Source organism: Agrobacterium sp. a22-2 (assembly GCF_012276985.1).
In the GTDB taxonomy this organism is placed as follows: domain Bacteria; phylum Pseudomonadota; class Alphaproteobacteria; order Rhizobiales; family Rhizobiaceae; genus Allorhizobium.
This window is the reverse complement of the sequence record NZ_JAAXMM010000024.1, coordinates 1-26,993: the sequence shown is the minus strand read 5'-3', so window position 1 is coordinate 26,993 and position 26,993 is coordinate 1. Positions and strand designations below refer to the sequence as shown.

General features: G+C 62.3%; 23 protein-coding genes. 9 read left to right on the top strand and 14 right to left on the bottom strand.

Going from position 1 to position 26,993, the window contains the following annotated elements; all coding sequences use genetic code 11:
* Positions 1-21: 21 nt before the first annotated feature.
* Positions 22-1,935, bottom strand: coding sequence for a PhoX family phosphatase (locus tag HFC70_RS25170; RefSeq protein ID WP_168476064.1), 1,914 nt, complete (start codon positions 1,933-1,935; stop codon positions 22-24).
* Between the two features lie 276 nt (positions 1,936-2,211).
* On the opposite strand from HFC70_RS25170, the gene HFC70_RS25165 reads away from it, so the two are divergent.
* From HFC70_RS25165 to HFC70_RS25155, 3 genes are all read left to right on the top strand, one after another.
* Positions 2,212-3,990: an acyl-CoA dehydrogenase gene (locus HFC70_RS25165; RefSeq protein WP_168476063.1), complete on the top strand. Its 1,779-nt coding sequence runs from the start codon at positions 2,212-2,214 to the stop codon at positions 3,988-3,990.
* Positions 3,991-4,132: 142 nt separating this feature from the next.
* The gene (locus HFC70_RS25160) at positions 4,133-4,894 is read left to right on the top strand and encodes a crotonase/enoyl-CoA hydratase family protein (RefSeq protein ID WP_168476062.1); all 762 of its coding nucleotides are present in this window, start codon (positions 4,133-4,135) and stop codon (positions 4,892-4,894) included.
* A 152-nt stretch (positions 4,895-5,046) separates the two neighbouring features.
* Positions 5,047-5,352 (top strand): hypothetical protein, encoded by a 306-nt coding sequence (locus HFC70_RS25155; protein ID WP_168476061.1) that lies wholly within the window; start codon positions 5,047-5,049, stop codon positions 5,350-5,352.
* A gap of 57 nt (positions 5,353-5,409) precedes the next feature.
* Here HFC70_RS25155 and HFC70_RS25150 read toward each other — a convergent pair whose 3' ends face one another.
* Together HFC70_RS25150 and HFC70_RS25145 are read right to left on the bottom strand one after the other, a co-directional pair.
* On the bottom strand, positions 5,410-6,663 hold the full coding sequence (locus tag HFC70_RS25150; RefSeq protein WP_168476060.1) for a class I SAM-dependent RNA methyltransferase: 1,254 nt from the start codon (positions 6,661-6,663) through the stop codon (positions 5,410-5,412).
* The gene (locus HFC70_RS25145) at positions 6,660-7,424 is read right to left on the bottom strand and encodes a TlyA family RNA methyltransferase (RefSeq protein ID WP_168476059.1); all 765 of its coding nucleotides are present in this window, start codon (positions 7,422-7,424) and stop codon (positions 6,660-6,662) included. The genes HFC70_RS25150 and HFC70_RS25145 overlap by 4 nt, the downstream gene beginning before the upstream one ends.
* Before the next feature lie 360 nt (positions 7,425-7,784).
* Between HFC70_RS25145 and HFC70_RS25140 the strand changes: the two genes are divergently transcribed.
* The 4 genes from HFC70_RS25140 (at position 7,785) to HFC70_RS25125 (ending at position 15,541) form a co-directional block, all read left to right on the top strand.
* Positions 7,785-9,698 (top strand): methyl-accepting chemotaxis protein, encoded by a 1,914-nt coding sequence (locus HFC70_RS25140; RefSeq protein WP_168476058.1) that lies wholly within the window; start codon positions 7,785-7,787, stop codon positions 9,696-9,698.
* Positions 9,699-9,879: 181 nt separating this feature from the next.
* On the top strand, positions 9,880-10,878 hold the full coding sequence (locus HFC70_RS25135; RefSeq protein ID WP_168476057.1) for a DUF4424 domain-containing protein: 999 nt from the start codon (positions 9,880-9,882) through the stop codon (positions 10,876-10,878).
* 232 nt (positions 10,879-11,110) lie between these two features.
* The gene (locus HFC70_RS25130; protein WP_168476056.1) at positions 11,111-13,042 is read left to right on the top strand and encodes a methyl-accepting chemotaxis protein; all 1,932 of its coding nucleotides are present in this window, start codon (positions 11,111-11,113) and stop codon (positions 13,040-13,042) included.
* A 633-nt stretch (positions 13,043-13,675) separates the two neighbouring features.
* Positions 13,676-15,541 (top strand): methyl-accepting chemotaxis protein, encoded by a 1,866-nt coding sequence (locus HFC70_RS25125; RefSeq protein WP_168476055.1) that lies wholly within the window; start codon positions 13,676-13,678, stop codon positions 15,539-15,541.
* Between the two features lie 93 nt (positions 15,542-15,634).
* On the opposite strand, the gene dxs is transcribed toward HFC70_RS25125, so the two are convergent.
* The 10 genes from dxs to HFC70_RS25075 all read right to left on the bottom strand — a co-directional run bounded on the left by dxs (position 15,635) and on the right by HFC70_RS25075 (position 24,971).
* Positions 15,635-17,554 carry a 1-deoxy-D-xylulose-5-phosphate synthase gene (gene dxs / locus HFC70_RS25120; RefSeq protein WP_168476054.1) on the bottom strand — a complete coding sequence of 640 codons (1,920 nt, stop codon included), beginning with the start codon at positions 17,552-17,554 and terminating at the stop codon, positions 15,635-15,637.
* A 119-nt stretch (positions 17,555-17,673) separates the two neighbouring features.
* Positions 17,674-18,600: a pirin family protein gene (locus HFC70_RS25115; protein WP_168476053.1), complete on the bottom strand. Its 927-nt coding sequence runs from the start codon at positions 18,598-18,600 to the stop codon at positions 17,674-17,676.
* A 115-nt stretch (positions 18,601-18,715) separates the two neighbouring features.
* Positions 18,716-19,078 carry a DUF86 domain-containing protein gene (locus tag HFC70_RS25110; RefSeq protein ID WP_168476052.1) on the bottom strand — a complete coding sequence of 121 codons (363 nt, stop codon included), beginning with the start codon at positions 19,076-19,078 and terminating at the stop codon, positions 18,716-18,718.
* A complete protein-coding gene (locus HFC70_RS25105) occupies positions 19,068-19,379 on the bottom strand; it encodes a nucleotidyltransferase family protein (protein ID WP_168476078.1) in 312 nt (103 codons plus the stop codon). Before HFC70_RS25105 ends, HFC70_RS25110 begins: the two co-directional genes overlap by 11 nt.
* A gap of 42 nt (positions 19,380-19,421) precedes the next feature.
* Positions 19,422-19,784 carry a DUF1850 domain-containing protein gene (locus HFC70_RS25100; RefSeq protein ID WP_168476051.1) on the bottom strand — a complete coding sequence of 121 codons (363 nt, stop codon included), beginning with the start codon at positions 19,782-19,784 and terminating at the stop codon, positions 19,422-19,424.
* Positions 19,781-21,892 (bottom strand): TRAP transporter permease, encoded by a 2,112-nt coding sequence (locus HFC70_RS25095; RefSeq protein WP_168476050.1) that lies wholly within the window; start codon positions 21,890-21,892, stop codon positions 19,781-19,783. Before HFC70_RS25095 ends, HFC70_RS25100 begins: the two co-directional genes overlap by 4 nt.
* 242 nt (positions 21,893-22,134) lie before the next feature.
* Positions 22,135-23,094 (bottom strand): TAXI family TRAP transporter solute-binding subunit, encoded by a 960-nt coding sequence (locus HFC70_RS25090; RefSeq protein WP_168476049.1) that lies wholly within the window; start codon positions 23,092-23,094, stop codon positions 22,135-22,137.
* A 146-nt stretch (positions 23,095-23,240) separates the two neighbouring features.
* A complete protein-coding gene (locus HFC70_RS25085; protein ID WP_168476048.1) occupies positions 23,241-23,759 on the bottom strand; it encodes a GrpB family protein in 519 nt (172 codons plus the stop codon).
* Positions 23,760-23,773: 14 nt separating this feature from the next.
* The gene (locus tag HFC70_RS25080) at positions 23,774-24,028 is read right to left on the bottom strand and encodes an exodeoxyribonuclease VII small subunit (protein ID WP_168476047.1); all 255 of its coding nucleotides are present in this window, start codon (positions 24,026-24,028) and stop codon (positions 23,774-23,776) included.
* A 7-nt stretch (positions 24,029-24,035) separates the two neighbouring features.
* Positions 24,036-24,971, bottom strand: a complete 936-nt coding sequence (locus HFC70_RS25075; RefSeq protein ID WP_168476046.1) for a histone deacetylase family protein — start codon at positions 24,969-24,971, stop codon at positions 24,036-24,038.
* Positions 24,972-25,153: 182 nt separating this feature from the next.
* Here HFC70_RS25075 and HFC70_RS25070 point away from each other — a divergent pair, with 182 nt between their 5' ends.
* Together HFC70_RS25070 and HFC70_RS25065 are read left to right on the top strand one after the other, a co-directional pair.
* Positions 25,154-25,555 carry a thioesterase family protein gene (locus tag HFC70_RS25070; RefSeq protein WP_168476077.1) on the top strand — a complete coding sequence of 134 codons (402 nt, stop codon included), beginning with the start codon at positions 25,154-25,156 and terminating at the stop codon, positions 25,553-25,555.
* Positions 25,556-25,652: 97 nt separating this feature from the next.
* Complete coding sequence (locus HFC70_RS25065) at positions 25,653-26,162, top strand: hypothetical protein (RefSeq protein ID WP_168476045.1); 510 nt, start codon at positions 25,653-25,655, stop codon at positions 26,160-26,162.
* Between the two features lie 65 nt (positions 26,163-26,227).
* On the opposite strand, the gene HFC70_RS25060 is transcribed toward HFC70_RS25065, so the two are convergent.
* Positions 26,228-26,728 (bottom strand): SH3 domain-containing protein, encoded by a 501-nt coding sequence (locus HFC70_RS25060; RefSeq protein WP_210259440.1) that lies wholly within the window; start codon positions 26,726-26,728, stop codon positions 26,228-26,230.
* Positions 26,729-26,993: the final 265 nt, after the last annotated feature.

Sequence of the window (26,993 nt, the reverse complement as noted above, 5' to 3'; positions counted from 1 at the left end):
CCTGTCTCGCTGTTTCGGCAATCAGCCGATCAGGGCGTTGTCATCGCGCTTGACGGCAATGACGGTCGAACGCGGCAGCTTGCCTTCGCCATCCGGGAACGGCGCATCGGGGTGCTGGATGCCGACGAAATGGGTGCGCTTGTCGGCCGACCAGGTCTGGCCGGTAACTTCTGCACCCTTCGGCGCGGTGAGGAAGCGCTCGATGCGTCCCGTCGCCGGATCGCCGGCCAGCATCTGGTTGTTGCCCTGGCCGAGGAATTCGCCCTCGTTGCTGTCCTCGCCGTCGGTCTGGATCCACAGGAGGCCGGTCGAGTCGAACATCATGCCGTCGGGAGAATTGAACATGTTGCCCGAGTTGATGTTGGACGAGCCGGCATAGGCATCACCCTTGTGCACATCCGGATTGCCGGCCATGACGAACAGGTCCCACTTGAACTTCGCATCGGCATGGTCGTCGTTTTCCGGATACCAGCGCACGATCTGGCCGTATTCGTTGCCGACGCGCGGGTTGACGGCACTGACGTCCATGACGTCGCCGCCGGCATTGGTGCGCATCTTGCCGTCCTTCATGACGGCGCGGTTGCTGTTGTTGGTCAGTGCGCAATAGGCTTCGATGGCGACCGGGTTGACGGCGACCCATTCCGGGCGGTCCATGGTGGTTGCGCCGACCTTGGAGGCGGCCTGGCGGGTGAAGACGTAGATTTCGTCCGCCTTCATGCCGGTCGATTCAGGCGTCAGGGCCAGCCATTCGCCGGTGCCTTCGTCGGTGAACTTGGCAACGAACAGCGTGCCTTCGTCGAGCAGCTTGGACGTGTCGCCGCCCGGGACGTAGATGCCGTTCGAGACATATTTGTAGAGGAATTCGCCCCGTTCGTCGTCGCCGAGATAGACCACGACGCGGCCGTCGCGGGCAATCACGACAGCAGCATTTTCATGCTTGAAGCGGCCGAGCGCGGTGCGCTTGATCGGCGTCGAGGCGGCGTCGGACGGATCGATCTCGACGATGTAGCCGGTGCGATGCGGTTCGTTGGGGTTCTTCGAGACGTCGAAGCGGGCGTCGAACTTCTCGTAGGAATACTGCGACTTGGCCGCGATGCCGTAGCGCTTGTAGTCGGCCGGCAGCGCGAATGCCTCGTCGGTGGAGCCGAAATAGCCGTTGAAGTTTTCTTCGCAGGTCAGATACGTGCCCCACGGCGTCTTGCCGGCGCCGCAATTGTTGAAGGTCCCGAGACAGTCGGTGCCATTCGGATCGGCTTCGGTCTTCAGAAGGTCGGTGCCGGCAGCCGGACCCGAGATCTTCATCGGCGTGTTGTGGTGGATGCGGCGGTTGAACGGGCTGTCGAGCACGATCTCCCAGCCATTGTCGCCCTCCGCCACTTCCATCACGGTGACGCCCTGCATGTTCTGCAGGATCTTGACGTCGTCGGCGCTTTTCGGAGTGCCCTTCTCGTTATGGGGAAGGTTGATTTCCGGGTTGACGTATTCGTGGTTGATGGCGATCACCTGATGCTCGCCGATGATGAACAGTTCCATACCGTCGGTGTTCTCGCCGAACACCTTGTCGGAATTCTCAAGGCTGACGCCATTGGCCGGATCGACATCCGGGACGTTTGAAAACAGCGGCTGGCCCCATTTGGCGAGCGGCTTCCAGTTGTAACCTTCCGGAACGTGGACGGTATTGTCGGTCGAAATCGCGATCGGCTTGAACGAGAAGCGCGAGGCAGCGTCCTGGGCCTGGGCCGAGGTGGAGGACATCAGGTTGCCGAGCGTGCCCATGGCAGCAGCAGCCGAGCCGACGGCCAGGATGCCGCCGAGGAAGCCACGGCGCGACAGGGCGGATTCGACGACCCGGTCAAAATCGGTCACGGCCGGTGGCGGATTCTGCAACTCATCCCATTCGTCCCAGGACAGGTAATTCGTTTTGTTGTCGGTCATGTCGGTTCTCCACGGTTGGAATTAGAATGCTTCCAAAGCTGGGATAGCTCTCACCCATAACAGGAAAATGACGATATGCGGCGATGTCCACAGCCCTCTTCATTTGCTTGGGCTCGACATTCGGCGCGATATTGACCGACATTGCGGTGCGCTGGCCACCAAGATTAGATTTGACGTTTACGTAAAAATCAATTAGCCAGAATCCGGGTCTGAAGGCGTGCCGGGGTGGCGGCGGGCGGTCAGATCTGCGGTACAAAAGACGAGGAGGAGCATCCGATGTACAAGGCGCCGGTCGAGGAGATCGCTTTCACCCTGAAACATGTGGCCGGAATGGCCGAGGCGCTGCAAAACGGCCGCCTGGGCGATCTGAGCGACGATCTCGTCGATGCCATTCTATCGGAAGCCGGACGTTTTGCCACCGACGAAGTGGCGCCGCTCGGCGAGATCGGCGATAAGCAGGGCGCCCGCATGGTCGACGGCAAGGTCGTCGTGCCCGATGGCTGGACCGAGCTTTACCGGCAATGGTCCGAAGGCGGCTGGAACGCGCTGACCGCGGCGGAAGACTTCGGCGGCCAAGCACTGCCGCATATGCTCAACGTCGCAGCGCTCGAAATGTGGAATTCCGGATCGATGGCCTTTGCGCTCGGGCCGACGCTCACCATGGGCGCCGTCGATGCCGTCACCACCCATGGCAGCGATGCCCTGAAACAGAGATTCCTGCACAAGATGGTCTCCGGCGAGTGGATGGCCACCATGAACCTGACCGAGCCCCATGCCGGCTCGGATCTCGGCGTCATGAAAAGCCGCGCCGAGCGCCGCGACGACGGCAGCTACCGCATCTTCGGCCAGAAGATCTTCATCACCTGGGGCGACCACGAAGTCACCGACAATATCATCCATCTTGTGCTGGCCCGCCTGCCCGATGCGCCGGCCGGCACGCGCGGCATCTCGCTGTTCCTCGTGCCGAAATATCTGGTCGGTGACGACGGCGCGATCGGCGCCCGCAACGACCTGCATTGCCATTCCCTGGAGCACAAGCTCGGCATCCACGGCTCGCCGACCTGCACGATGATTTATGGCGACGGCAAGTTCGGCGATGAGCCCGGTGCCATCGGCTATCTGATCGGCGAGGAGAACAAGGGCCTCGCTTGCATGTTCACGATGATGAACAATGCGCGGCTCGCCGTCGGCATGCAGGGCGTGGCGATCTGCGAGGCGGCCACCCAGAAGGCGATCCAGTATGCCAAAGACCGCACCCAGGGCAAGGCGCCGGGCTGGACCGGGTCCGGCATGTCACCAATCATCGAGCATCCCGATATCGCCCGTACCCTGGTGACGATGAAGGCGCTGACGCAGGGCTCGCGCGCCATCTGCTACACCTGCGCCCATGCCACCGACATGGCCCATCACGCCGACGGCACGGAGGCCGCTCACTGGGCCGAGCGCGCCGCACTGCTGACGCCGATCGCAAAAAGTTTCGCCACCGATGCCGGCGTCGAGGTTGCCTCGCTCGGCATCCAGGTGCATGGCGGCATGGGCTTCATCGAGGAGACGGGGGCGGCCCGCTACCTGCGCGATGCCCGCATCGCGCCGATCTATGAAGGCACAAATGGCATCCAGGCGATCGATCTGGTCACTCGCAAGCTGCCGCTGTCGAACGGCGCCCACGTGCGCGGCTTCATCGCCGAACTCAAAGCCATTGCCGCCGACGTGCGCACCTGCAATCGTGATGGTTTCGGCACCACGGCCGACCGGCTGGAAACGAGCCTTGCCGACCTCGAACAGGCCACGGATTGGCTGCTGGCCCGGCTGGGCGAAGGCAATGCCACCGCAGCCCTCTCCGGCGCCACACCCTATCAGCGCCTGTTCGGCCTGGTCTTGACCGGCTGCTATCTCGCCAAGGGGGGCCTTGCCGACGAGGACCACGGCCGCGATACCCGCATCGCCCTTTGCCGCTTTGCCGCCGAAAACCTGATCGCCGAAACCGCAGCCCTGAAGGATCGCGTCATCCACGGCGAGGCCAGCCTGACGGCGGCGCGGGCGGTTTTGGTTTAAGGGGCCTCAAGGGATCGGCCGAGGAAATTGCCCCTCACCCCAACCCTCTCCCCGCTTGCGGGGAGAAGGTCCCGGCAGGGGGATGAGGGGCATTTATGATTGGCGCCTCCGACGGGCGATATAGGAACTAGGAGAGACATTCATGACCGACCACATCCTGATCGAACGCCCAGAGGCCCATGAAGGCGTGCTGGTGATCCGTTTCAATCGTCCGGAAAAGAAGAACGCCATCACGCAAGCCATGTATGGCCGCATGACCGAGGGGCTGCTTGAGGCCGAGGCCGATGCCGCCATTCGCGCCATCGCCTTTCTCGGCACGGAAGGCTGTTTTTCGGCCGGCAACGACATGGCCGATTTTTTGGCCTTCGCCATGGCCGGTGCGGTGGGCGAACCGGCCGCCTTTGCTTTCCTGAAGGCGCTCGCCGGCGCCTCGAAACCGCTGGTCTCCGGCGTCGACGGTCTGGCGATCGGCATCGGCACCACCATTCATCTGCATTGCGACATGACCATTGCCTCGAGCCGCAGCCTGTTCAAGACGCCTTTCGTTGATCTTGCCCTGGTGCCGGAAGCAGGCTCCAGCCTGCTCGTGCCACAGATCACCGGCCACCAGCGCGCCTTTGCGCTTCTGGCCGCCAGCGAGGGTTTTTCCGCCGAGCAGGCGCGCGAGGCTGGCCTGATCTGGAAGGTCGTCGAGCCGGCAGCCGTCGAAACGGAGACCCTGGCGCTGGCCGCCTCGCTCGCCGCCAAGCCGCCGGAGGCCATGCGCATCGCCCGTAATCTCATCCGCAGCGATCGGACAGTGCTGCTTTCCCGCATGGACGAGGAACTGGTTCACTTCGTCGCCCAGCTGAAAAGCCGCGAAGCGCGCGCCGCCTTCGAGGCCTTCATGCGCTCGAAGGCCTGAATCGCCAGAAAGATGGCATCTTAAACGTGCCGTTCAGCCGCCTTTAGGAGGTCATGGGTTTAGATCAGCGCTCAAGGGCTTGCGACAGATGGGGACGGAGCGTCACCCATCGCGGTCAAGCGGTGGTAATGAATCAAGGGAGGCTTGGCGCCATGCGCCTATTGTTCTTGTGTTTCATGGTGGCCCTCTGCGCAGCACCGGCAGGTCATGCCGGGCAAGGAACAGGCGACGGCGCCTATCAGCTTGCCGAAGTCATTTACGGCGGCGGCATCAGTACCCAGAGCGGCAACAAGAATCCGGTTCCGGGCGTGCGCCCGCAACGCTTCGTCTGCGTCATCGATCCGCCCGACAGCGCCAAGGCGGATTACAAATATTCCTGCCCGGCCAAACCGGGCCGCGTCGGCGGCAGCTGCCGCTGCCCCAACACGGTCGGCAGCGGAACGCTGCTGTCTTACTAAGGAGAAGGCCGCACGCGATCGCGCTGCGGCCCTTGGTATAAGATCCGCGGCGAGGGTTCAGCCCTTGACCAGCGTTGCCACCACTTCGACATGCGAGGTCCACAGGAACTGGTCGATCGGCGTTACGCTGGTAATGCGATAGCCGCCTTCGATCAGGATGGACAGGTCGCGGGCCAATGTCAGCGGATTGCAGCTGATCGCCACGATCTTCTTGACGGTGGAGCGGATAAGCTCCCTGCACTGCGCCTCGGCGCCGGCCCGCGGCGGATCGAACACCACGGCGTCGTAGACCTTCAACTCCTGGGCCATCAGCGGCCGGCGGAACAGGTCGCGCTTTTCGACCGTCACGGCTTTCAGCCCTTGCGTATTGCGGGCCGCCTGGTCGAGGGCCTTGACCGCCTTGTCTTCCGATTCCACGGCATGCACCTGGCCGATGCGCGCCAGCCTGAGCGAAAACGTGCCGGTTCCGGCAAACAGGTCGGCAATACGCTTGGCCTTGCCGATATGCTCGATCGTCAGCCGCGCCATGGCCTCCTCGGCGGGGATGGTGGCCTGCGCAAAGGCACCGGGCGGGGGAGAGACGCTGACGCCGCCAAAGTCGACCAGCGGCCGGCGCGGCTCCAGCACGATTTCGCCGTTCAGCGACACCCGCGCCACGCCGCGCAGCCCGACCATGGTGTCGGTGATCGCCCGGCGCTGCTTGTCGCCGACCGATTTCAGGCCGTCGATCGCCACATCAAGGCCGGAGAGCGTCTCCAGCACGCCGATGCGGAACGGCTCGGAACCGAGGGCTGCCGCAAGGCCGATCCGCCGCAGAGCCTCCAGGCTGGCCAGAATGCCAGGGGAGGCGATGGGACATTCCTCGATGGCGACGATATGGTGGCTTTCGGCCTGGTTGAAGCCGATCAGCAGGTCCTTCTCGGTGCGCCGCGCCGCAAACACCACCCGCCGCCGTTCGCCGGGATGCGCCTCGACCAGATCACCGACCGGCACATCGATATTCTTCGACTTCAGCGCCGCCACAACCAGCGAGCGTTTGTAGTCGCGATAGGCGGGGCCGGCCAGATGCTGCAGCGTACAGCCGCCGCAAGTGCCGCCCTTGCCGTCCGGTCCGAAATGCCGGCAGGGCGGCTCCACCCGGTCCGGCGACGGCACGGTGATCGACATGATCGTGCCCTGGTTCTTGACGCGGGCGATCGCCACCGTCTCGCCGGGCAGGGCAAAGCCGACGAACAGCGGGCCGTCTTCGCCATGCACGATGCCGTCGCCCTGGGCGCCGAGGCTGTCGATCGTAACGGTTTGCGCGCTCATGCTTCGTCCTCGGGCTTCTTGCCGGCCAGCAGGAACTCGGCATTGCCGTCGCCGCCGGCAATCGGCGAGGGGATCAGGCCAAGGCTTGCCCAACCCATCTCCTCGACCAGCCAGCGCTCCAGTTCGGCCGCCACCGCAGGCGCGGTGTCCGGATCCTTCAGCAGTCCGGCCTTGCTGATCGCCTCGCGCCCGGCCTCGAACTGCGGCTTGACCAGCAGCAGGCAATGGGCGCCGGGCTCGGCCAACTCCAGGGCCGGCGCAATGGCAAGCTTCAGCGAGATGAACGACACGTCGGAGACCACGAAGGTGATCGGCCGGTTGTCGATATCCTCCGGCTCCAGATAGCGGGCATTCAGCCCCTCGATATTGGTGGCGCGCGGATCGGCCGCCAGCCGCGGATGGAACTGGCCATGGCCGACATCGATCGACGTCACATGGGCCGCGCCGCGCATCAGCAACACTTCGGTAAAGCCGCCGGTCGAGGCGCCGATATCGAGACATTCCTGCCCGGCCGGGTCAAGGCCGAAATGGTCGAGGCCTGCCACCAGTTTCAGGGCGGCGCGCGACACGAAATCCTGGGCCGGATCGTCGATTTCGATCGTCACGTCGGGCGCAAAGGTCAGGCTCGGCTTGGTGACGACCTTGCCGTCGATGCGCACGGTGCCGCGCTGCACGGCATCGCGGGCGCGCGACCGGCTGGCAAACAGATTGAGCGAAACCAGCAACTGGTCGAGGCGTTGATTTTCAGAAGGATTGGACATGGCCAGTCAATGGCGGTCTGCGGGTGCTCTGGCAAGCGTTTTGTTGCATCTCGCCCGGTCGAAGCCGCTGATTCTCCGGCAATCTTACTGGCCTGCGATCCTTCGGGACGTTTGCATTGGGAAAGGACGCAGTCTGCGGGAGCCCATGCCCCGGTTCTGTCCCGGACTGCAAGGCTTAAGGGTTCGGCGTTAACAGTTTAGATATTTATTAATTTTGAACAGCTAAAACAATAGTGATTGCCACTTGTTCTGTGCCATCCGCAATGATTGCGGATCAAACCCATCACAATCCTCATGACGATGAATCGTGACAGCCAGACTTTGCCGTATCCGTGCGGCGGCCCCTGAGGAACCACGCGCATGTCCCGCCTAAGCATCAAGGCCTCCCTGATCGCGATTTTCGCAACGATTGCCGTCGTGTCCGCGAGTTTCGCCTGGCTTTCCGTCAGCGCGTTGAACTCTGTCAACTCGTCGGCTGAAGATCTTGCCAGAAACTGGCTTCCAAGCGTCAAGACGGTTGAGGAAATCAAGCTCGAGACCTATGCACTGCGCATCGCCTATCTGAACCATATCACCTCGACGACGCCGGAAGCGATCGAAGCGGCCGACAAGGCGGTCGTCGCTGAAATGGAACAGCTCCGGGAGGCCCTCAAACGCTATGAACCGCTGATCTCCTCCGACGCCGAGCAGGCGCTTTTGAAAAAGATCGGCGACGGCATCCAGGCCTACGAAAAACGCGGCGAAGAGATGCTGGCCTTGTCGCGTGTCAACCGGAACGCCGAAGCGGCGGTGCTGCTCGATCACATGCGCGAGCTTATTCAGCCGGTTCTGACGAGCGTCGACGAACTGGTGTCGATCAATGAGAAAGGTGCAGAGACCTCCGTCACGGCGGGTGGGGCCGCTTTCACATCCGCTTTGAACGAGACCTATATTATTATTGCGATCCTGGCGGTCATTATCATCGGTGCCGGCATCTATGCCCTGCGTTCGGTCGCCAAGCCGATCGAACGCATCACCGATTCGATGAAGCAGCTCGCCGATGGCGATGTCGACAATGCCATCCCCTTTGCCGGCCGCGCCGACGAGATCGGAGCGATGGCCGCAGCGGTCGAAATCTTCCGGCAGGCCGCCATCGAGAACAACCGCCTGACCGCTGACGCCGAGTTCCAGCGCAAGAGCGCCGAGGAGCAGCGCGTCGTCCTGCAGCAGCGAGCTGAGGAGGATGCCCGCCGCAAGCTGCTCGAAGCCACCAGCGCGCTCGCCATCGGCATGAAGAAACTGGCCGCAGGCGATCTGACCTATCAGATCACGCAACAGGTCTCGGAGGACTTCGAAGGCCTGCGCGACGATTTCAATGCCTCCGTCGCCCAACTGGCCGAGACGCTGACCGCCGTTGCCGGCGCCACCCGCACCATCGACAATGGCACGCGCGAAATCTCCTCCGGCACCGAGGACCTCTCCAAGCGTACCGAGCAGCAGGCAGCGTCGCTGGAAGAAACGGCCGCTGCCCTCGACCAGATCACCGTCAATGTCGCCAATTCCACCAGGCGGGCCGAAGAAGCCCGCGAGGTGGCGCAGCAAGCCAGGTCGAGTGCTACGAAATCCGGCGAAGTGGTGGCGGAAACCGTGACGGCGATGAGCCGCATCGAAGGCTCCTCCAACCAGATTTCCAACATCATCGGCGTCATCGACGAAATCGCGTTCCAGACCAATCTGCTGGCTCTGAACGCCGGCGTTGAAGCCGCTCGCGCCGGCGAGGCCGGCAAGGGCTTTGCGGTCGTGGCGCAGGAGGTCAGGGAATTGGCGCAGCGCTCGGCCCAGGCGGCCAAGGAGATCAAGGAACTGATCCGCAATTCTTCGTCCCAGGTGGAAAATGGCGTAAAGCTGGTCAGCCAGACCGGCACGGCGCTCAAGCAGATCGAAGAACTCATTCTGACGATCAACGAGCATATGAACGCGATTGCCACCTCGGCACGCGAACAGTCCAACGGTCTTGGCGAGGTCAATACCGCCGTCAACCAGATGGACCAGGTCACCCAGCAGAATGCCGCCATGGTCGAGGAATCCAATGCGGCAAGCGCCAGCCTCGCCGTTGAAAGCTCCCGCCTCAGCGAACTGATCGCGCGCTTCACATTGGCAAGTGGCAACTTCGCCTCTCCCCAGAGCGCGGCCCCTGCGCGGCGGTCCCAACCCCGGCCCTCTGCACCCGCCCGCCAGTCCTATGCCAGCCATGGCGGTGCGGCGCTCAAGACCGACGAGTGGACGGAGTTCTGATCGCCACACGACAATAGGGCACCACAGAGATTTCCCCTCGGATTTTGATCCGTGGGCCAATTCGGATCGCCATGCCGGCCCAAAAACGGTCGATGCGCTCGATTGACGGGCTGCCGGTTTCCTCGCTAACTGCTGGCCAGATGTGCCTGCGATATGGGGCCGGACCGGAGGATAGACCGCGATGACGAAATGGATCCCGACACTCCTGAGCGTTATGACGCTGGCAGCCCCCGCTGCCGCCAATGACACGACAGCGGTGCTGGAAGCCGGCGGGCTCGTCTATACCCGCCAGGACGACATTTCGATGGAGAGCGAAAACCTGTTCATCTCGCCAAGCGAGGTCCGCGTCGACTACGTCTTCCGCAACGAAGCGGACAGGGATCTGGAGACCATGGTCGCCTTTCCGATGCCCGATATTTCCGGCGGCGTGGAGTTCATGGGCGGCCTTGACGATGTCGAGCATGACAATTTCATGGGCTTCACCGTCTCCCAGGACGGCAAGCCGATCGAGCCCACCCTGCAGCAGCGTGCCTATGTCAACGGCATCGACGTCACGCAGGACATCGTCGGGCAGGGCGTCTCCTTGCTGCCGCTCAGCGACGCGACGCGCGCTTCGATCGCCAAGCTGCCGGCCGATATCCTCAAGGACTGGCAGACCCGCGGCCTGATCCTCGACATGGCCTATAGCCCGGAAAGTCCCGTCGACCCGGAATTCTACCCGACCTGGAAGCTGACCACCGCCTTCTGGTGGCGCACCACCTTTCCGGCCGGCAAGGAGGTCAAGGTCCACCACAGCTATCGCCCGAGCGTCGGCGGCACGGTGGCGATGACCTTCATCCAGGACGGCAAGCCGAGCGATTATTTCGCCGAATACAAGGAGCGCTACTGCATCGACGATGCCTTCATGAAGACGGCTGCAAAGCTCGAAAAGCAGCAGGACTACGACAAGGGCGTGTACTTCATCGAAAAATGGCTGTCCTACATCCTGACCACGGGCGCCAACTGGAACGGTCCGATCAAGTCCTTCACCCTGACGGTCGACAAGGGCGATCCGGCTTATTTCGTGAGCTTCTGCGGCCAGGGAGTGAAGAAGATCGGTCCCACCACCTTTCAGATGACGGCTAAGGACTTCTATCCGGAAAAGGACCTGCATGTCCTGCTGATCGGTCCGAACCAGTAAAATCTGCACGCTCCGAAGAGTCGCTTTTCCGACGATTTCCGGGAAACGCTAACGGATTGTAAGGGCAATCCCGGCAAGATGGCCCCGATTGTTAGATTCGTCGACGTCCGAGCGAGCCATGATGGCCTGCGCTGCGGCGAAGTCCGATCATGTTTTCTTCCCTTGCCGACGCCCGGTCGTAGCCGCGTCGCGTCGCGTTTCGCTTCACTCCCAAAGCGAGAAAGAATGATCGATGTCCCTGAAGAACCTCTCTCTCAACAAAAAGTTGATCCTGACCTTCTGTGGGATCATGGCAGGCTGCTTCTTCGCTTCTGCAGTCGTGTTCTGGGAAGCCTATGCCGCCAAGCTCGCCTCGCAGGAGCAGGCGCAGTCGGAAAAGATCCTGGCCGAAGTCGACAACGCCCTTGAAGCCATGCTCGAGCAGGCCGTCAACCAGCGCGGCTTCCTGCTGTTTCGCAGCGAAAGCACCTACAAGGACGTTTTCGCTCAACGCGAAAAGATGCTGAAGGCGATTGAGAGCGCCAAGATCCATGCCGCCGGCGATGCCAATCTCATCACCCTGCTCGATGGCATGAAGACGGCCGCCGATGTCTTCCACACCCAGCTGACCGAACCGCAGCTGGCCGCCCGCAAGAACACCGAAGCGCCAATCTCCGAAGTGATCGAGATCGGCCGCAATGCCTCCAAGGGTCAGCTCGACGCCTTCCGCGAAGCATCGGCCAGCATCAAGCAGGCCGTCAATGCGCAGATAGAGGCCAATTCGGCCGGTCAGGCCAACGCGCATTTCAATCTTGAAATGGCACTTCTGCTTGGCGGCGCTATCGCCGGCGGCATGGCCGTCATTCTGATCTGGGCGCTGTCGCGCTCCATCGTCACGCCGATCGTCGGCATGACCACGGCCATGGGCCGCCTGGCCGATGGCCAGCACGATGTCGAAGTCCCGGCGCTCGACCGCTCCGACGAAGTCGGCCAGATGGCCAAGGCCGTCGTCGTCTTCAAGGAGGCAGCCATCGAAAAGCTGCGCCTGTCCGGCGAAACCGACGCCATGCGCCGCAAGTCCGAGGAAGAGCGTCGCACCGCCGAAGCCGAAAAGGCCCAGGAAGCCGAAGAAATCGGCTTTGCGATGAACCAGCTGGCCTCTGGCCTTTCGGCGCTGGCCGATGGCAATGTGGCCTTCCGCATCCGCGCGGGCTTCGCACCGCGTCTCGATGCGCTGCGCGTCAACTTCAACGACTCGCTCGAAAAGCTCCAGGCTGCCCTGCAGTCTGTCGGCGCCAACGCCTCGGCCATCAATGCCGGCGCGGCCGAAATCCGCGCCTCGGCCGACGATCTGGCCAAGCGCACCGAGCAGCAGGCGGCCTCCGTCGAGCAAACCGCGGCTGCCCTCGAACAGGTCACCACAACCGTCAAGGACACCGCCAAGCGCGCCGAGGATGTCGGCCAGCTGGTCGCCAGCACCCGCGATGGTGCCGAGCGGTCGGGCCAGGTGGTGCGCAATGCCGTCTCCGCCATGACCGAGATCGAAAAGTCGTCCGGCGAGATCGGCAATATCATCGGCGTCATCGAGGATATCGCCTTCCAGACCAACCTTTTGGCGCTGAATGCCGGCGTCGAAGCCGCCCGCGCCGGTGATGCCGGCAAGGGCTTTGCGGTCGTCGCCCAGGAAGTGCGCGAACTGGCCCAGCGTTCGGCCAATGCCGCCAAGGAAATCAAGGCGCTGATCTCGACCTCCAGCAAACAGGTCGGCTCGGGCGTCGCCCTGGTCGGCGAAACCGGTCACGAACTGCAGAAGATCGTCACGGCCGTGCAGGAGATCAGCGGCCATGTTGCGGCAATCGTCACGGCCAGCCGCGAACAGTCGACCGGCCTGCAGGAGATCAACACCGCCGTCAACGCCATGGACCAGGGCACCCAGCAAAATGCCGCCATGGTCGAGGAGCAGACGGCAGCCAGCCATTCGCTGGCAACGGAAGCGGCAGCGCTCAACAACCTGCTGAGCCAGTTCACCTTCGAGGAAGGTCGCGGCGGTCAGGTGGCAGTCGCCAGCCGTTCGTCCGCCCCGGCAGCCTCGCCGGCCCGCGCTCTCGCCTCCCGCGTCACCAAGGCGTTCGGCGGCGGCGCATCGTCGTCCGCGGCCGTGAAGCAGGAATGGTCGGAATTCTGATCGTCCGCGCGCCAAAGGAATAAACGCACCTGTCCGGCAAAGAGGCTGGTTACAAAAGAAAAGCGGCGAGAGATGGATGTCTCTCGCCGTAAAATTGGATGGCATCTCACAGGGCCCGCGTGTCGTCCGCTCTACTGGCGGCAAGGCCATCGTCTGGATCGTCGTCGATTTCGACATCGCGGGTTGGCATCAGCATTCGTCCCTGGCGTACCGACATGGCCCCCATCCGAGAGACGTCATAAAAAGAGCAGTCGGCTGCGCCTTAGGCCTTCCTGCCGCACCACCGCCGTGCTGTGTGCCCCGGCGACCCGGACATGGAGATGCAGGCGCCGTCCCTGCGGGAAACACTCAGCAGGTTTCGGGCAAGGTGTCCCACAGTCTTCCATCCAGAACCTGCGATAAGACAAAAGCGAGATACGTGCGGTTGTGTGTGGCCGAAAAAACTCTCGAAGATAGTGATATTAGTAAAAGATAAAAAATTGTTTGTTAATACAAAGTAACCCATAATGCTCTCATGACGCGCATATATCGTGTGCGGCAAGTCCCAATGGTCGGCGGCGTGGTGGAAGGTATGCTCTGAAAAGGGGTATTGCCGCTCGTTCCGGTTGTTCCTCTGGAAGAGAGTGAGCGCACATGTCACGTCCTAAGATAAAGACCGTATTGATCAGCACCTTCGTTCTCATCGGCATGATGTTTGGTGGTTTTGCCTGGGTGACGAATATGGGCATTACCAAGATGAGCCAGCAATCCGGGGAGATCGTCAACAGCATGGTCCCCAAGCTGATGGCCGCCCAGGATATCCGCATGGCGTTTACGCGCATGAACTTCGGCTATGCGCGCCACGTCATCGCCGAAACACCGGAAGACATCGCCGGGGCGGACGCCTTTATGGCCGAGCGGGACAAGGAACTCGGAGATGCGTTCGCCGCGGTGCGGGCAATTAGCACCTCAGCCAAGGACAAGGAACTCCTCACCAATATCGAAAAGGGGGTTGAGAGCTACAGGGTACCCGGCGACAAGATCAAGAAACTGGTTGGAAAAGAGAACGCGGCCGAAGCCGCTCTGATCCTCAACAAGGAGATGCTGCCGCAGATCGCTCTGGTGAAGCCGGAGCTGGTGGCAATCATTGACCACAACCTTTCCAAGGTTCTCGAAGCCTATCAGGTGAGCCAGCAGCTGTTTGCGACGACGGTCGTGATCAGCCAGGTTGCCACCGGCTTGTGTCTTCTGATCCTGATCGCCGCCGGCATCTATTCCATCACAGGCATAGCGCAGCCCGTACAGAAAATCACCGCCTCGATGAAGGATCTTGCGGCCGGCAATTGCGCCGACACGATCCCCTTTGCCGGACGGAACGACGAGATCGGCGCCATGGCGGCGGCCGTCGAAATCTTCCGCGAGGCGGCGATCGACAACCGCCGACTGACCGAGGAATCCGAGACCGCGCGCCGCGACAACGAACTGCAGCGCCACGAGCTACGCAAAGCTGCAGCCGAGGAGGCCCGTCGCCAGCTTCTTGAGGCGACGAGCGCCCTAGCGAACGGCCTCAATCGCCTCGCCGCAGGCGACCTCAGCTACCAGATCACCGAAACCGTGTCGGAGGATTTCACCTCTCTGTGCAAGGATTTCAACGCCGCGGTTCTCCAGCTTTCCGAAACCCTGTTATGCGTGGCTGCAGCGGCAGGCGCCATCGACAATGGCACCCAGGAAATTGCCTCCAGCGCCGATGATCTGGCCAAACGAACGGAGCAGCAGGCCGCCTCGCTGGAACAAACGGCAGCCGCTCTGGATCAGATCACCGTCAATGTCGGCAATTCGACAAAGCGGGCCGATGAAGCCCAGCTCGTCGCCGCCAAGGCCAACGATAGCGCCCGCAAGTCGGGCGACGTGGTCTCCGAGGCTGTACTGGCGATGAGCCGGATCGAGGAATCATCCAAGCAGATATCCAACATCATCGGCGTGATCGACGAGATCGCCTTCCAGACCAATCTCCTGGCGCTGAATGCCGGCGTCGAGGCGGCGCGGGCCGGCGAGGCGGGGAGAGGTTTTGCCGTCGTTGCCCAGGAAGTGCGCGAGCTGGCGCAGCGCTCGGCAAAGGCTGCCAAGGAGATCAAGGTCCTGATTCAGAAATCCGCGGTCGAGGTGGAAAGCGGCGTGCGGCTGGTCAGCGGCACCGGCGAGGCGTTGAAAACCATCGAGAGCTACATCGTCACCATCAACGAGCACATGAACTCGATCGCCATCTCCGCCAGGGAGCAAGCCACGGGACTGAAGGAAGTCAACATTGCGGTCAACCAGATGGACCAGGTCACCCAGCGCAATGCGGCGATGGTCGAGGAATCGAATGCAGCCAGCACGAACCTGGCATCGGAAAGCAGCAAGCTTCGCGATCTGATCGGGCATTTCAAGCTTGCCGGCATCTCCGGTTCGGTTGCCAACGATCAGTCGCGCAATGCCCCGCGGGGCACTGCGGCGCGGCCTCGGGTGGCAATGCGCTGATCGAGCGCCCAGGGTTTCGGCGGCACTATAGCCGCCGAAACCAATTCGAAAATCACGATGTCCGGTTCCAACGCGCTAGACTTTAGGATACGGTCAGCCCGCCGCCCCGACACCAAGATGCGTCTGGCCCAGCGCCTTGAACACCGTCGAGACGATGCCGGCGGCATCGAGGCCGGATTTGGCATACATCACTTCGGGCTTGGCCTGGTCCATCCAGAAGTCAGGCAGGACCAGCGGCCGCACTTTCAGGCCATTGTCGAGCAGCCCTTCGGTGGCCAGGAATTGCAGCACCTGGGCGGCAAAGCCGCCGGCAGCCCCTTCCTCGACCGTCACCAGAACCGCATGTTCGCGCGCCAGCCGGCGGATCAGATCATGGTCGAGCGGCTTGGCAAAACGTGCATCGGCAACCGTCGTCGACAGGCCGCTGGCGTCGAGATCTTCAGCCGCCAGCAGGCAATCGGCGAGCCGCGTGCCGAACGACAGCAGCGCCACCTTGGTGCCTTCCTTGACGATCCGGCCACGGCCGATTTCCAGGATCTCGCCCCGTTCCGGTAGCGCCACGCCCACCCCTTCGCCGCGCGGATAGCGAAACGAGATCGGGCCGTCGTCATAGGCAGCAGCCGTGCGCACCATGTGCTTCAGCTCCGCCTCGTCGGCCGCCGCCATCACCACGAAACCGGGCAGGGAGGCAAGGAACCCCGTGTCGAAAGAGCCGGCATGGGTTGGCCCGTCGGCGCCGACGAAACCGGCCCGATCGATCGGAAAACGCACCGGCAGCCCCTGGATCGCCACGTCATGCACCACCTGGTCATAGGCCCGCTGCAGGAAGGTGGAATAGAGCGCGCAGAACGGCTTGTAGCCTTCGGTCGCCAGCCCCGCCGCAAAGGTCACCGCATGCTGCTCGGCAATGCCGACATCGAAGGTGCGCTTCGGGAAGATCTCGGCCAGCTTGTCGAGCCCGGTGCCGGACGGCATGGCGGCGGTGATGCCGACGATCTTGTCGTCCAGCATCGCCTCCTGCACCAACGCCTCGCCGAACACGGCGGTATAGCTCGGCGCGTTCGGCTTGGCTTTGGCCTGGGCGCCGGTGATGACGTCGAACTTGTTGACGCCGTGATACTTGTCGGCGGCGGCCTCGGCCGGCGCATAGCCCTTGCCCTTCTGCGTCACCACATGGATCAGTACCGGACCCTTGGCATTGTCGCGCACATTGCGCAGCACCGGCAGCAGATGTTCGAACGAGTGACCGTCGATCGGGCCGATATGATAGAAGCCCATCTCCTCGAACATCGTGCCGCCGGTCACGTAACCCCGCGCATGTTCGACGGCCCTGGTGATGGCCCGGTCGATATTCTTGCCGAGATAGGCCGTCAGTTTCTTGCCGAGATCGCGAAAGCCCATATAGGTGCGGCCGGACGCCAGCCGCGCCAGATAGGCGCTCATCGCGCCGGTCGGCGGGGCGATCGACATGTCGTTGTCGTTCAGAATGACGATCAGCCGGGCGTCGAGCGCGCCGGCATTGTTGAGCGCCTCATAAGCCATGCCGGCCGACATGGCGCCGTCGCCGATCACAGCGATCACCTTGCGGTCGGTTTCGCCGAGTTCTGCGGCCACCGCCATGCCGAGGCCGGCCGAGATCGAGGTTGAGGAATGGGCGGCACCGAAGGGGTCGTATTCGCTCTCGGCCCGCTTGGTAAAGCCGGACAGGCCGCCTTCCTGGCGCAGCGTGCGGATCCGGTCGCGCCGGCCGGTCAGGATCTTGTGCGGATAACACTGGTGGCCGACATCGAAGATCAGCCGGTCGTTCGGGGTGTCGAAAACCTTGTGGATGGCGATGGTCAGCTCGACGACGCCGAGACCGGCGCCCAGGTGCCCGCCGGTGACCGACACCGCGTCGATCATCTCGTCGCGCAGCTCGCGCGCCAGCTGCGGCATATCGCGATCATTCATGCCCCGAAGATCGGCAGGCAGATGAACCGCATCCAGCAGCGGCGTATTCGGCTTCGATGTCACAGGCTCCAGCCTCTTCTTTTGCATTCTTAACAAGGCGCAAGATACGCCTTTACTTCAGATCGGAGTGAGGCAAAAGCATGCGGTCGGTTTAATTCGGGCGCCAGCAATCTATATAGGCGTTACGGCCCGTCCGGCAAAGGGATAAACTCTTCCTCGTCGCCCGGCACGATATCGAAGCGTCCGGTTCTCCACTCCTGTTTGGCCTGTTCGATGCGTTCCTTCGAGGACGACACGAAATTCCACCACATGTGGCGCTTGGAACTGAGCGCTGCACCGCCGAACAGCATGACATGACAGCCCTGCGCGCCGGCCTTCAGGGTGATCGCATCGCCCGGCCTGAACACCAGCAGCTGGTCGGCGGCAAACAGGTCTCCGGCGACATCCAGCTCGCCCGACAGGATATAGGCGGCGCGTTCCTCGTGGCCGGCATCGAAGGGAAAGCTGCGGCCCGGCTCGAGCGTCAGGTCCACGTAAAGTGTGTCGGAAAACACCTGGACCGGCGAGGTCAAACCGGAGATCGAGCCGATCACCACCCGGCCGCTGGCGCCATCGGCGTCAAACAGCGGCATGGCGCTCTTGTCGGTGTGGGAAAAGGCCGGATCGATCTCTTCCTTGTCATCGGGCAGCGCCAGCCAGGTCTGCAGGCCGGAGATCGACAGCGGCCCGCCGCGCAGGTTTTCCGGCGTACGCTCCGAATGTACGATGCCGCGCCCCGCCGTCATCAGGTTGATGTCGCCGGGCTTGATGACAAGCTCGGTGCCGAGACTGTCGCGATGCTTGATCTCGCCGTCGAACAGATAGGTGACGGTCGACAGCCCGATATGCGGATGCGGCCGCACATCCATGGCATCGCCCGCTTTCAGGATCGCCGGCCCCATGCGGTCGAAGAAGATGAACGGCCCGACCAGCCGCCGCCGTGCCGTCGGCAGCGCCCGGCGCACCGAGAACCCGCCGATATCGCTGGTGCGCGGAATGATCAGATGCTCGATCGCATCACAGGCGAACCCGTCGCCGGGCATGGGGTCGTTGCCGGGAAAGAAGGACATGGGGCCTCGCTTACGTTTGAAATCTCTTGAGATCGGATATTATAGCGGGTGCCCTTCGGTGAATAGGAGTGAAACAAGAACGGTGTGTCGCGCAAAGGCAGTCGTCATCGGACGCCTAAAGATCTTCACGGTCTTCAGGATAGCGGGAGAGGACCTGCTCCACTTGCGCAAGAAGCGGCTCCAGCCGGTTGGAAATCAACTCCCACACGATGACCACTGAGACATTGTTGTAGTCGTGCCGAAGAATATTGCCAAGATTTCGCAGTGCCCGCCAATCTTCGTCAGGTATCAGCTCTTCCGCGACCGGTCCCATTTTTACAGCCGCTTCAGACATCCTCGCAAGACAGCGTTCGCTGGCATCTCGTACTAGCCTGTTTGAAAGAAACGCCGCTTCGTCCAACTCGCCGACATATTCGCGAATGCTGAGAGCATTGTCCCTGATATCGCGCAGGCGAGACAAGGGACGTTTAGAAGGCATTCACGAGATCCTTTTCCACGGATCGACGCACGCGTTCCTTCTCGATGGGATCGATCACGACATCGATCTGCGGCGCTCCGGTTAGTTCCTTCAAGCGATCCGTTAAGTCCTCAAGCAGACTGAAAAAGCCAAAGCCGCTCTTGAGGGTTGGCTCGGAAAAGTGGACCAATAGGTCAAGATCCGACTCCGGGCTTTGGTCTCCCCGAGCGACCGAGCCAAAAATGGCAATATGCTCCACCCCCATCGCCGAAAGTTCGTCGCGATGTTCCCTCAGCTTGGCGATGACGGCGTCCTTGTCCATGGCCGACAAGATAGGCGCTTTTGCCGCTCCGGTCGAGTGGCCTCACTCCCCGCACGGCCGCAGCACCGCATCATCGCCGGCCTTGGCGCCGAGATCGACACAGCCGCCTGCATGGCACAGCGTCCAGGCGTCCGGCGTCATGCCGGAGGCGGCGAGCCGCAGGGTGGGTAGCGCCGGCAGCTGCGGTTGCCATTGCCACCAGCCGTCTTTCAGCACGGCGCCGTCCCCGGGCTCCATGCCGGCGCCGGAGCCTTTCACATAGGCGTGGCGCAGTTCCAGCCCGGCCGGAGTCACCGCCCAGTCTTCCCGCCACTGCGTTTTCTGCACCGAATGGGTCCAGGTCAGCGAAAACAGCGATACCGCCAGCGTCAGCACCTTGCCGCCGGCAACCACGCAAAGGCTCACGGCACGGCCGTCGGCTGGATGACCTGACGGCTGCGCCACCAATGAAAGCCGATCACCAGCGCTCCAAGCGCAAAGCCGAGCTCGTCGGTCCAGGGCAGGGCGAGTACGACGCTGCAGCCGGCGACGAAGGCGAGCAGCCGCTCGATGATCGACAGCGGCTTGAACAGGAAGCCGACCACGGCCACGCCCCACAGCGCAATGCCGAAACAGGCCTTGAACACCACATAGATGACCTCCACCGGATAACCCCAGGTCGCTGCCATCGGCCCGGCATCCTGCAGCATCAGCGCCGGCGTATAGACCGCCATGAACGGCACGACGAAGCCGGCGGTGGCAAGCTTGGTCGCCTGCAGCGAGATCTTGAGGCCCGAGGTCTTGGCCATCGGCGCGGCGGCAAAGCAGGCCAGCGCCACCGGCGGCGTCAGGTCGGCCATGATGCCGAAATAGAAGACGAACATATGGCTGACCAGCAATGGCACGCCGAGTTCCAGGAGGGCAGGGCCTGCCAGCGACGAGGTGATGATATAGTTCGGGATGGTCGGAATGCCCATACCCAGCACCAGGCAGGTGATCATCGTCAGCACCAGCGACAGGAAGAGATTGTCGCGGCCGATCTCGATGATCGCGCCGATAAAGGTCGAGGCGATGCCGGTCAACGTCAGCGTGCCGATGACGATGCCGACAATGGCGCAGGCAATGCCGACCGGCAGGGCATTCTTGGCCCCTTCGGCCAGCGAATCGCGGCAGATCGCCAGCGTCTGCCGTCCGCCCTTGAACACCACGCAGGCAAGGATCAGCGCGCCGATCACCAGCACGAGGATATTCACGCCGAATTTCAGGAAGGCGGCCGAGGCGAGCCCCAGTGCCAGCCAGAACACCAGCCGGAAGGCAAACGGCCCGATCAGCGCGGCAAGCGGCGTGCCGAGGATCAGCACCACCACCAGCGCCAGGCCCATCGTGCCGGCAAAGATCGGCGTGAAGCCGGCAAACAGCAGATAGACGAGGGCTGCCAGCGGCAGAACCAGCGGCCAGTGTTCTTTGACGGCCGCCCACGGGTTCGGCAGGTCCGCCTTGTTCATGCCCTTCAGCCCCGCCTTGCCGGCCTCCAGATAGACCATCCAAAAACACACGCCGAAATAGAGCATGGCCGGGATCAGCGCCGCCTTGACGATATCGGCATAGGGCACGTTCAGCGTTTCGGCCATGATGAAGGCGACGGCGCCCATGACCGGCGGCATGATTTGCCCGCCCATCGACGAGGTCGCCTCCACGCCGCCGGCAAAGGCCGAGCGGAAGCCAAAGCGCTTCATCAGCGGAATGGTGAACTGGCCGCTCGCCACCACATTGGCCACACCCGAGCCTGATATGGTGCCCATCAGCGCCGACGACAGGATGCAGACCTGCGCCGGCCCGCCGCGCCAGGTGCCGACCAGGCCAAGGGCGAAATCGTTGAACAGGTTGAGCATGCCGGCCTTTTCCAGAAAGGCGGCAAACACCACGAAAATAAAGATATAGGCGGCCGAGACATAGATCGGCGTGCCGTAGATGCCTTCGGTGCCATAGCCGAAATGTTCGATGATCTGCTCGAAATCATAGCCGCGATGGATGAAGGGTGCCGGCAGATACTGGCCGAAGAAACAGTAGGCTAGAAAGATCGCCGCGATGATCGTCAAGGGCAGGCCCATCAGCCGCCGCGCGCATTCGAAGACCAGCAGGATCATCACTGTGCCGACCGTCAGGTCCAGGGTGTTGAGAAAGCCGGAACGGTCGATCAGCTCGACATAGAAGACCCAGTTGTAGAGGCCGGTGGCAAATCCGAGCACCCCGAGCGCCCAGAACCAGACTTTGCCGGCCGTGGTCCTGGCCACCAGATTGCCGAACAGCGCAAAACCGAGCAACAGCAGGAAACCGACATGCATGGCCCGCACGATCTGGCTCGGCAACGTGCCATAGGCGGCCGTCCACAGCTGGAACAGGGCAAAGGCAACGGCGATCCAGAAGGCCGCCTTTCCGGAAACCCCGCTGCCGAAACCAGACGGCAGCCCTTCGATCGATTCTTCTGCGGAAGGGGCAATGGTCTGGCCCTGCGGCATGGTCGTTTCGGTCATTATTCCTCCTGCAATTGCCGTGTCAGACCCTTCTAGCCCAAGCGGAATTCCTGCCGCATAGCTGAAAGAACCCCTCCCAAACCCTCCCCACAAGGGGGAGGGCTTAACCCGGCCGAAAGGTCGACGGAGACGGCTCAGCCTGCTGAACGGTAGCGGCCAGCGCGGAGACCGGTCCACGAGTCTTCTCCCCCCTTGTGGGGGAGATGGCCGGCAGGCCAGAGAGGGCTTTGGTCAACCAATCCCTACTTCAGCACGCCGACTTCCTTGTAATACCGTTCCGCACCCGGATGCAGCGGCACCGGCATGCCGTCGATCGCCTTCTTCACGTTGATCGCCTTGGCGGCCGCATGGGCGGCCGTCAGTGCCGGCAGGTTTTCAAACAGCAGCTTGGTCATCTGGTAGGCGGTTTCGTCCGACACACCTTCGTGGGTGATCAGGAAATTGCCGACAGCTGCCGTCTCCACATCCTCGGTCTGGCCCTCATAGGTGCCGGCCGGAATGATCGCCGGCAGATAGGGCGCGCCGATCTTTTCCACATCCGCCTTCGGCACGGCGACAACGTTGATCTTCAGCGAGGTGGCAAGGTCGCGGATCGAGGCGACGCCCATGCCGGCCGATTGCAGCGTCGCATCGAGCTGGCGGTTCTTGATCAGTTCGACGGATTCGGCAAAGGGCAGATATTCCGCCTTGCCGAGATCGCCATAGCTCATGCCGGCGGCCGTCAGGATGGTGCGGGCATTGAGTTCGGTGCCGGATTTCGGCGCGCCGACCGAAAGGCTCTTGCCCTTCAGGTCGGCCAGCGTTTTCACGCCGGATTCCTGGCTGGCGACGATCTGGATATAGTTCGAATAGATGGCGGCAATGCCGCGCAGCTTGTCCAGCTTGCCCGGAAAGCCCGCGTCCTTGTTGCCTTCCCAGGCCATCTGCACACTGTCGCCCAGCGAGAAGCCGATCTCGCCGCGCCCGGCCTGCAGCAGGTTGAGATTTTCCACCGAGGCCTTGGTGGCCTGTACCTGCGTCGTTACCCCGGCGATATTGTCGCCGTAGATCTTCGAGAGCGCAACGCCGAGCGGATAATAGACGCCCGAGGTTCCGCCGGTCAGCACGTTGATGAATTCGGCAGCCTTGGCCGTGGTACCGCAAAACGCGGTCGAGATCGCCAGCGCTCCGGCAAAAACGGCAGTCCGTGGTGATATCGTCATGATTGTCCTCCCAAACAAGCCAATGGATGGAGTCATCATGGGCAGCGGCAACCAATGCGTCAACCGCTGATCTGCAAGGAGTGCCGCCGATTGCGCCGTTGCGGTTCGCGCCAACAACCGAACGGCGGCGGTTTCGAAACGGCAGGTTACTCCAGATCCGCCTTCATTCGATCGATAAAGGACCGCTTCAATTCGTTGTAGCGCGGCCGGCTGTCGGGGGCTTCGGTCGCCGCTTTTTCCTTCACGGCAGAATAGGAATCGCGAAGCGCCGGATCGCGCCGCAGCGCGTCCCGCAAAGCCAGATTCGAGATCCAGGAGTATCCGCCAAGATCCACAAGATGCACCAGATGGGTTCTCTCGCTGAGATCCCGTCCTCGCCCGAAGATATGGTGACCCGGAACGCCTGCATGGGCGGCATAATCGTAGCCAAGCGCCAGCAGCGGATCGTGACAGGCCTGCCAGTCGGATAGTGGCGAAAGGCCGATGAGAATATCGAGGATCGGCTTGGCCCGCATGCCCGGCACGGCCGTGGAGCCGTAATGCTCGATCCCTTTGGCAAGGCCGCCCAGGGCCGCCGCGATCCGGTCATGTTCCGCGGCGAATTCGTTCGCCCATTGCGGATCGTAGTCGACGAGGATGTTGGTGTTGTGTTTCAGGCCCAGCACGGATGTCTCTCCGGTTATTCCCGGTCGAGCGGCTCCACGCCGGCCGGTTTGCCGGCCCGGTCGAGGCGGATCTTCTCGATGCGGTTTTCGGCGGCCGATAGCAGCGTTTCGCAATGCTTCTTCAGGAGTTCGCCGCGCTCGTAGATGGCGATGGATTCGTCCAGCGCCACGTCGCCGCGCTCCAGCCGGGCGACGATGCTTTCCAGTTCGGCCACGGCCTTTTCGAAGGAATAGCCGGTCAGATCAGTGGAAGCGGCGCTCTCGGTCATCGTCAACTCAACCCTTTATCAGTCGCAGAATGTGCAGGCCGGCCGATTCGGCCAGACCTTCCAGATCATAACCGCCTTCGAGAAGACTGACGACCCGGTTATGGGCGAATTTGTCGGCCACCTCAAGGAGCCGCCCGGTCGCCCAGTCAAAGTCCTCGCCGACCAGATTGATCTGCGCCAGCGGGTCGCGGTGATGGGCGTCGAAGCCGGCCGAAATCAAAATGAGATCCGGCGAAAAATCGTTGAGCGCCGTCAGCACCCGCGACTTGAAGGCCTCGCGAAAGTGGTCCGAGCCGACATTCGGCGACAGTGGTGCGTTGACGATATTGCCGTATCTGCCGGTCTCTTCCTTGGCGCCGGTGCCGGGATAAAGCGGCATCTGGTGCGTCGAGCAGAACAGCACCGAGGGGTCGTCGAAGAAAATGTCCTGCGTGCCATTGCCGTGATGCACGTCCCAGTCGACGATCGCGACGCGCTCCACGCCATGCGCCTTCTGGGCATGGCGGGCGGCAATCGCCACCGTGTTGAAGAAGCAGAAGCCCATGGCCTTGTTCTTTTCGGCATGGTGGCCGGGCGGCCGGCCGGCGACGAAGGCATTGTCGGCGACGCCCGTCATCACGTCGTCGACGGCCGCCATCGCTCCCCCGATTGCCGTCAGGGCCGCCTGCAGGCTTTTCGGCGAGGCATAGGTATCCGCCTCGATCTGGTTGATCTCGCCGTCCTCTTCCGGGATCTGCCGCATCACTGAAAACAGATGCTCTTCCGGATGGGCGAGCAGCACCGCATCCTCGTTGGCGATTTTTGCCTCGATCCGCTGAAGGCTTGCGAAATTGGGATGGTCCAGCGCGATATTCAGCGAGCGCAGCCGATCGGCGCGCTCGGGATGGCCGGGCGGCGTGTGGTGTTCGAGGAAAACGGCGTTTTCGTAAAGACGTGTCGTCATGGTTCCATCCTTTTACGCCATAGCTTACGAAATGCCCCTGTCATGTACCACCGCGGAAATGCTGTGCTTGACATTTGTCAACAAGGCCGGCCACGAACCAATTTTGACCATGGCTTGTCCTGTATTGCCGAATGCTCTTAAGTAGGGTCGATGTCATGAAAGATCAGGGGCTTGGGGAGAAGATGAAGAGCAGCGAACGCGCCGATGTGTTGGATATCCGCATTCCCTTCCGGGATATCGACATGACCGGGGTCATGCACAACGCCGCCTATATCACCCATGCCGAGGCTGCCCTTGCCCATTTCTGGCGCCATCGTCCGCAGATGGAGGGCGAACCGCTGTTTTCCGCCTCGCGCATCGAATGCCGCCTGCACCAGCCCCTGCAGCTCGATGACGTGGCGCGCTTCACCGTGCGCATCGACAAGATCGGCGGCAAGTCGATCGGCTTCAACATCTCGGTCGACAAGAGCAAGCGCCAGATGGCGGAGATCGAAATGATCTGGACTGCCCACGACCGCGAAACCGCCGCCCCGATCGCCCTGCCGGAAGACATCCGCGACTGGCTCTATCAATATCTGCCGTAAGGGCTGCCGGAGCGGATTGACGACGCCATCCGCCGGGCTTTTCGACAATGCCAAACCGATATAACAATCCAGCGAGGGCTAGGGGTTCGGAGCCGGCATGGAACGCAAGAAACCACTCTATCGCAAGGTCAATACGCGTACTCATGGCGTTACCCATGGCAACGGTGGGGAATGGCGATGGCAACGCAACGGCAAGGCGTCGGGCCGCGACGAGACCTTGCAAGGGTCCATGCATCCCAATCATCGCCACGGACTTGATTACACGCCATTGTTCAGGTTTCTGATTTCCCGCGTCGGGCGCGATTGGGATGAAACCTATGGCGAAGCGTCGGCCAGACTGGATCGGGCGGATCCGATCTTCTGGATGGTGGCGCGCCACGAACATCAGAAGAAGGCAGTCGTGCGACTGGGCGAAAGCTCTTACTTCAGCGGCCTGTTCGTGGATGACGAAAACCGGCTTGCCCTGGTCGATCCGGGCTTGACCGTGAACGACATGTATCCCGCATGCGCCTGTTGCACGCACACGTTCAACGGGATCCGATACACGCGCCGCTACGACCCTGATCGTCTGAAGCAGAAAGATGCCAGTGACCCTGTGGTTGTTTAGCAGCTAAAACCGATGCAGTAGAAGGACTCAGCGGTTCTGCTTAAAGGCAATCCGATGGTTCATCCTCAAAAACTCCCCGGCGGATATTCCCCACAATCATACAGCACGCCGTCCGGCTTTGTCCCGCCCTGGGTGCAGAAGATGCCGCCCCAGTGGTAGCCGATGCCGGATTTTGTCTTGACCTTGTACCATTTGTAATCGTCGAACCAGATGTCGGGGTCCTCGATGATCTGGATCGGCTGGCCGGGCTTGAGGCTGGCCTTCTTGGCGCTGTCCATGCTCGGGCCTTGGCGCAGGATGCCGCCATAGGAAAAGGCGGTCAGCTGGTCGAGCGGCGTGGCGTCCTGTTCGGCTTTCGCCTCGCGCTCCATCTCGATCATGGTCTGCACGTCGCCGGTGCAGCCTTCCGGCAAAAGCGTCCATTTCGCCTCGTCGGCAAAACAGGCGCCGATCTCGCCGGGGCGGCAGAGCTTTGCCACCGCCTGCTCGCAGGCCTGCCCGAACCCCTGTGCCTGCAGGGGGGCGGCCAGGCCGCCTGACAGCAGTAGGGTGGATACGGTGATCATTCGTCTAGTCTTGGCGTACATGAGGTCTCCCCGGGGCTTTTGCAACAGGCACAAGGGCCGGCCGCTTTCTGGTCCGCATGGTATCGCGTCCGCCGGCCGGTGCACGGGCTATTTTGGGGTTTTCGTTGCCAATATTCACCCTCTCTGGCCTGCCGGCCATCTCCCCCACAAGGGGGGAGAAGACTCGTGGAAACCACTCGCTTTAATCCGCAGAGGGCAGGACTTGATTAAGCCCTCCCCCTTGTGGGGAGGGTGGGGAGGGGAC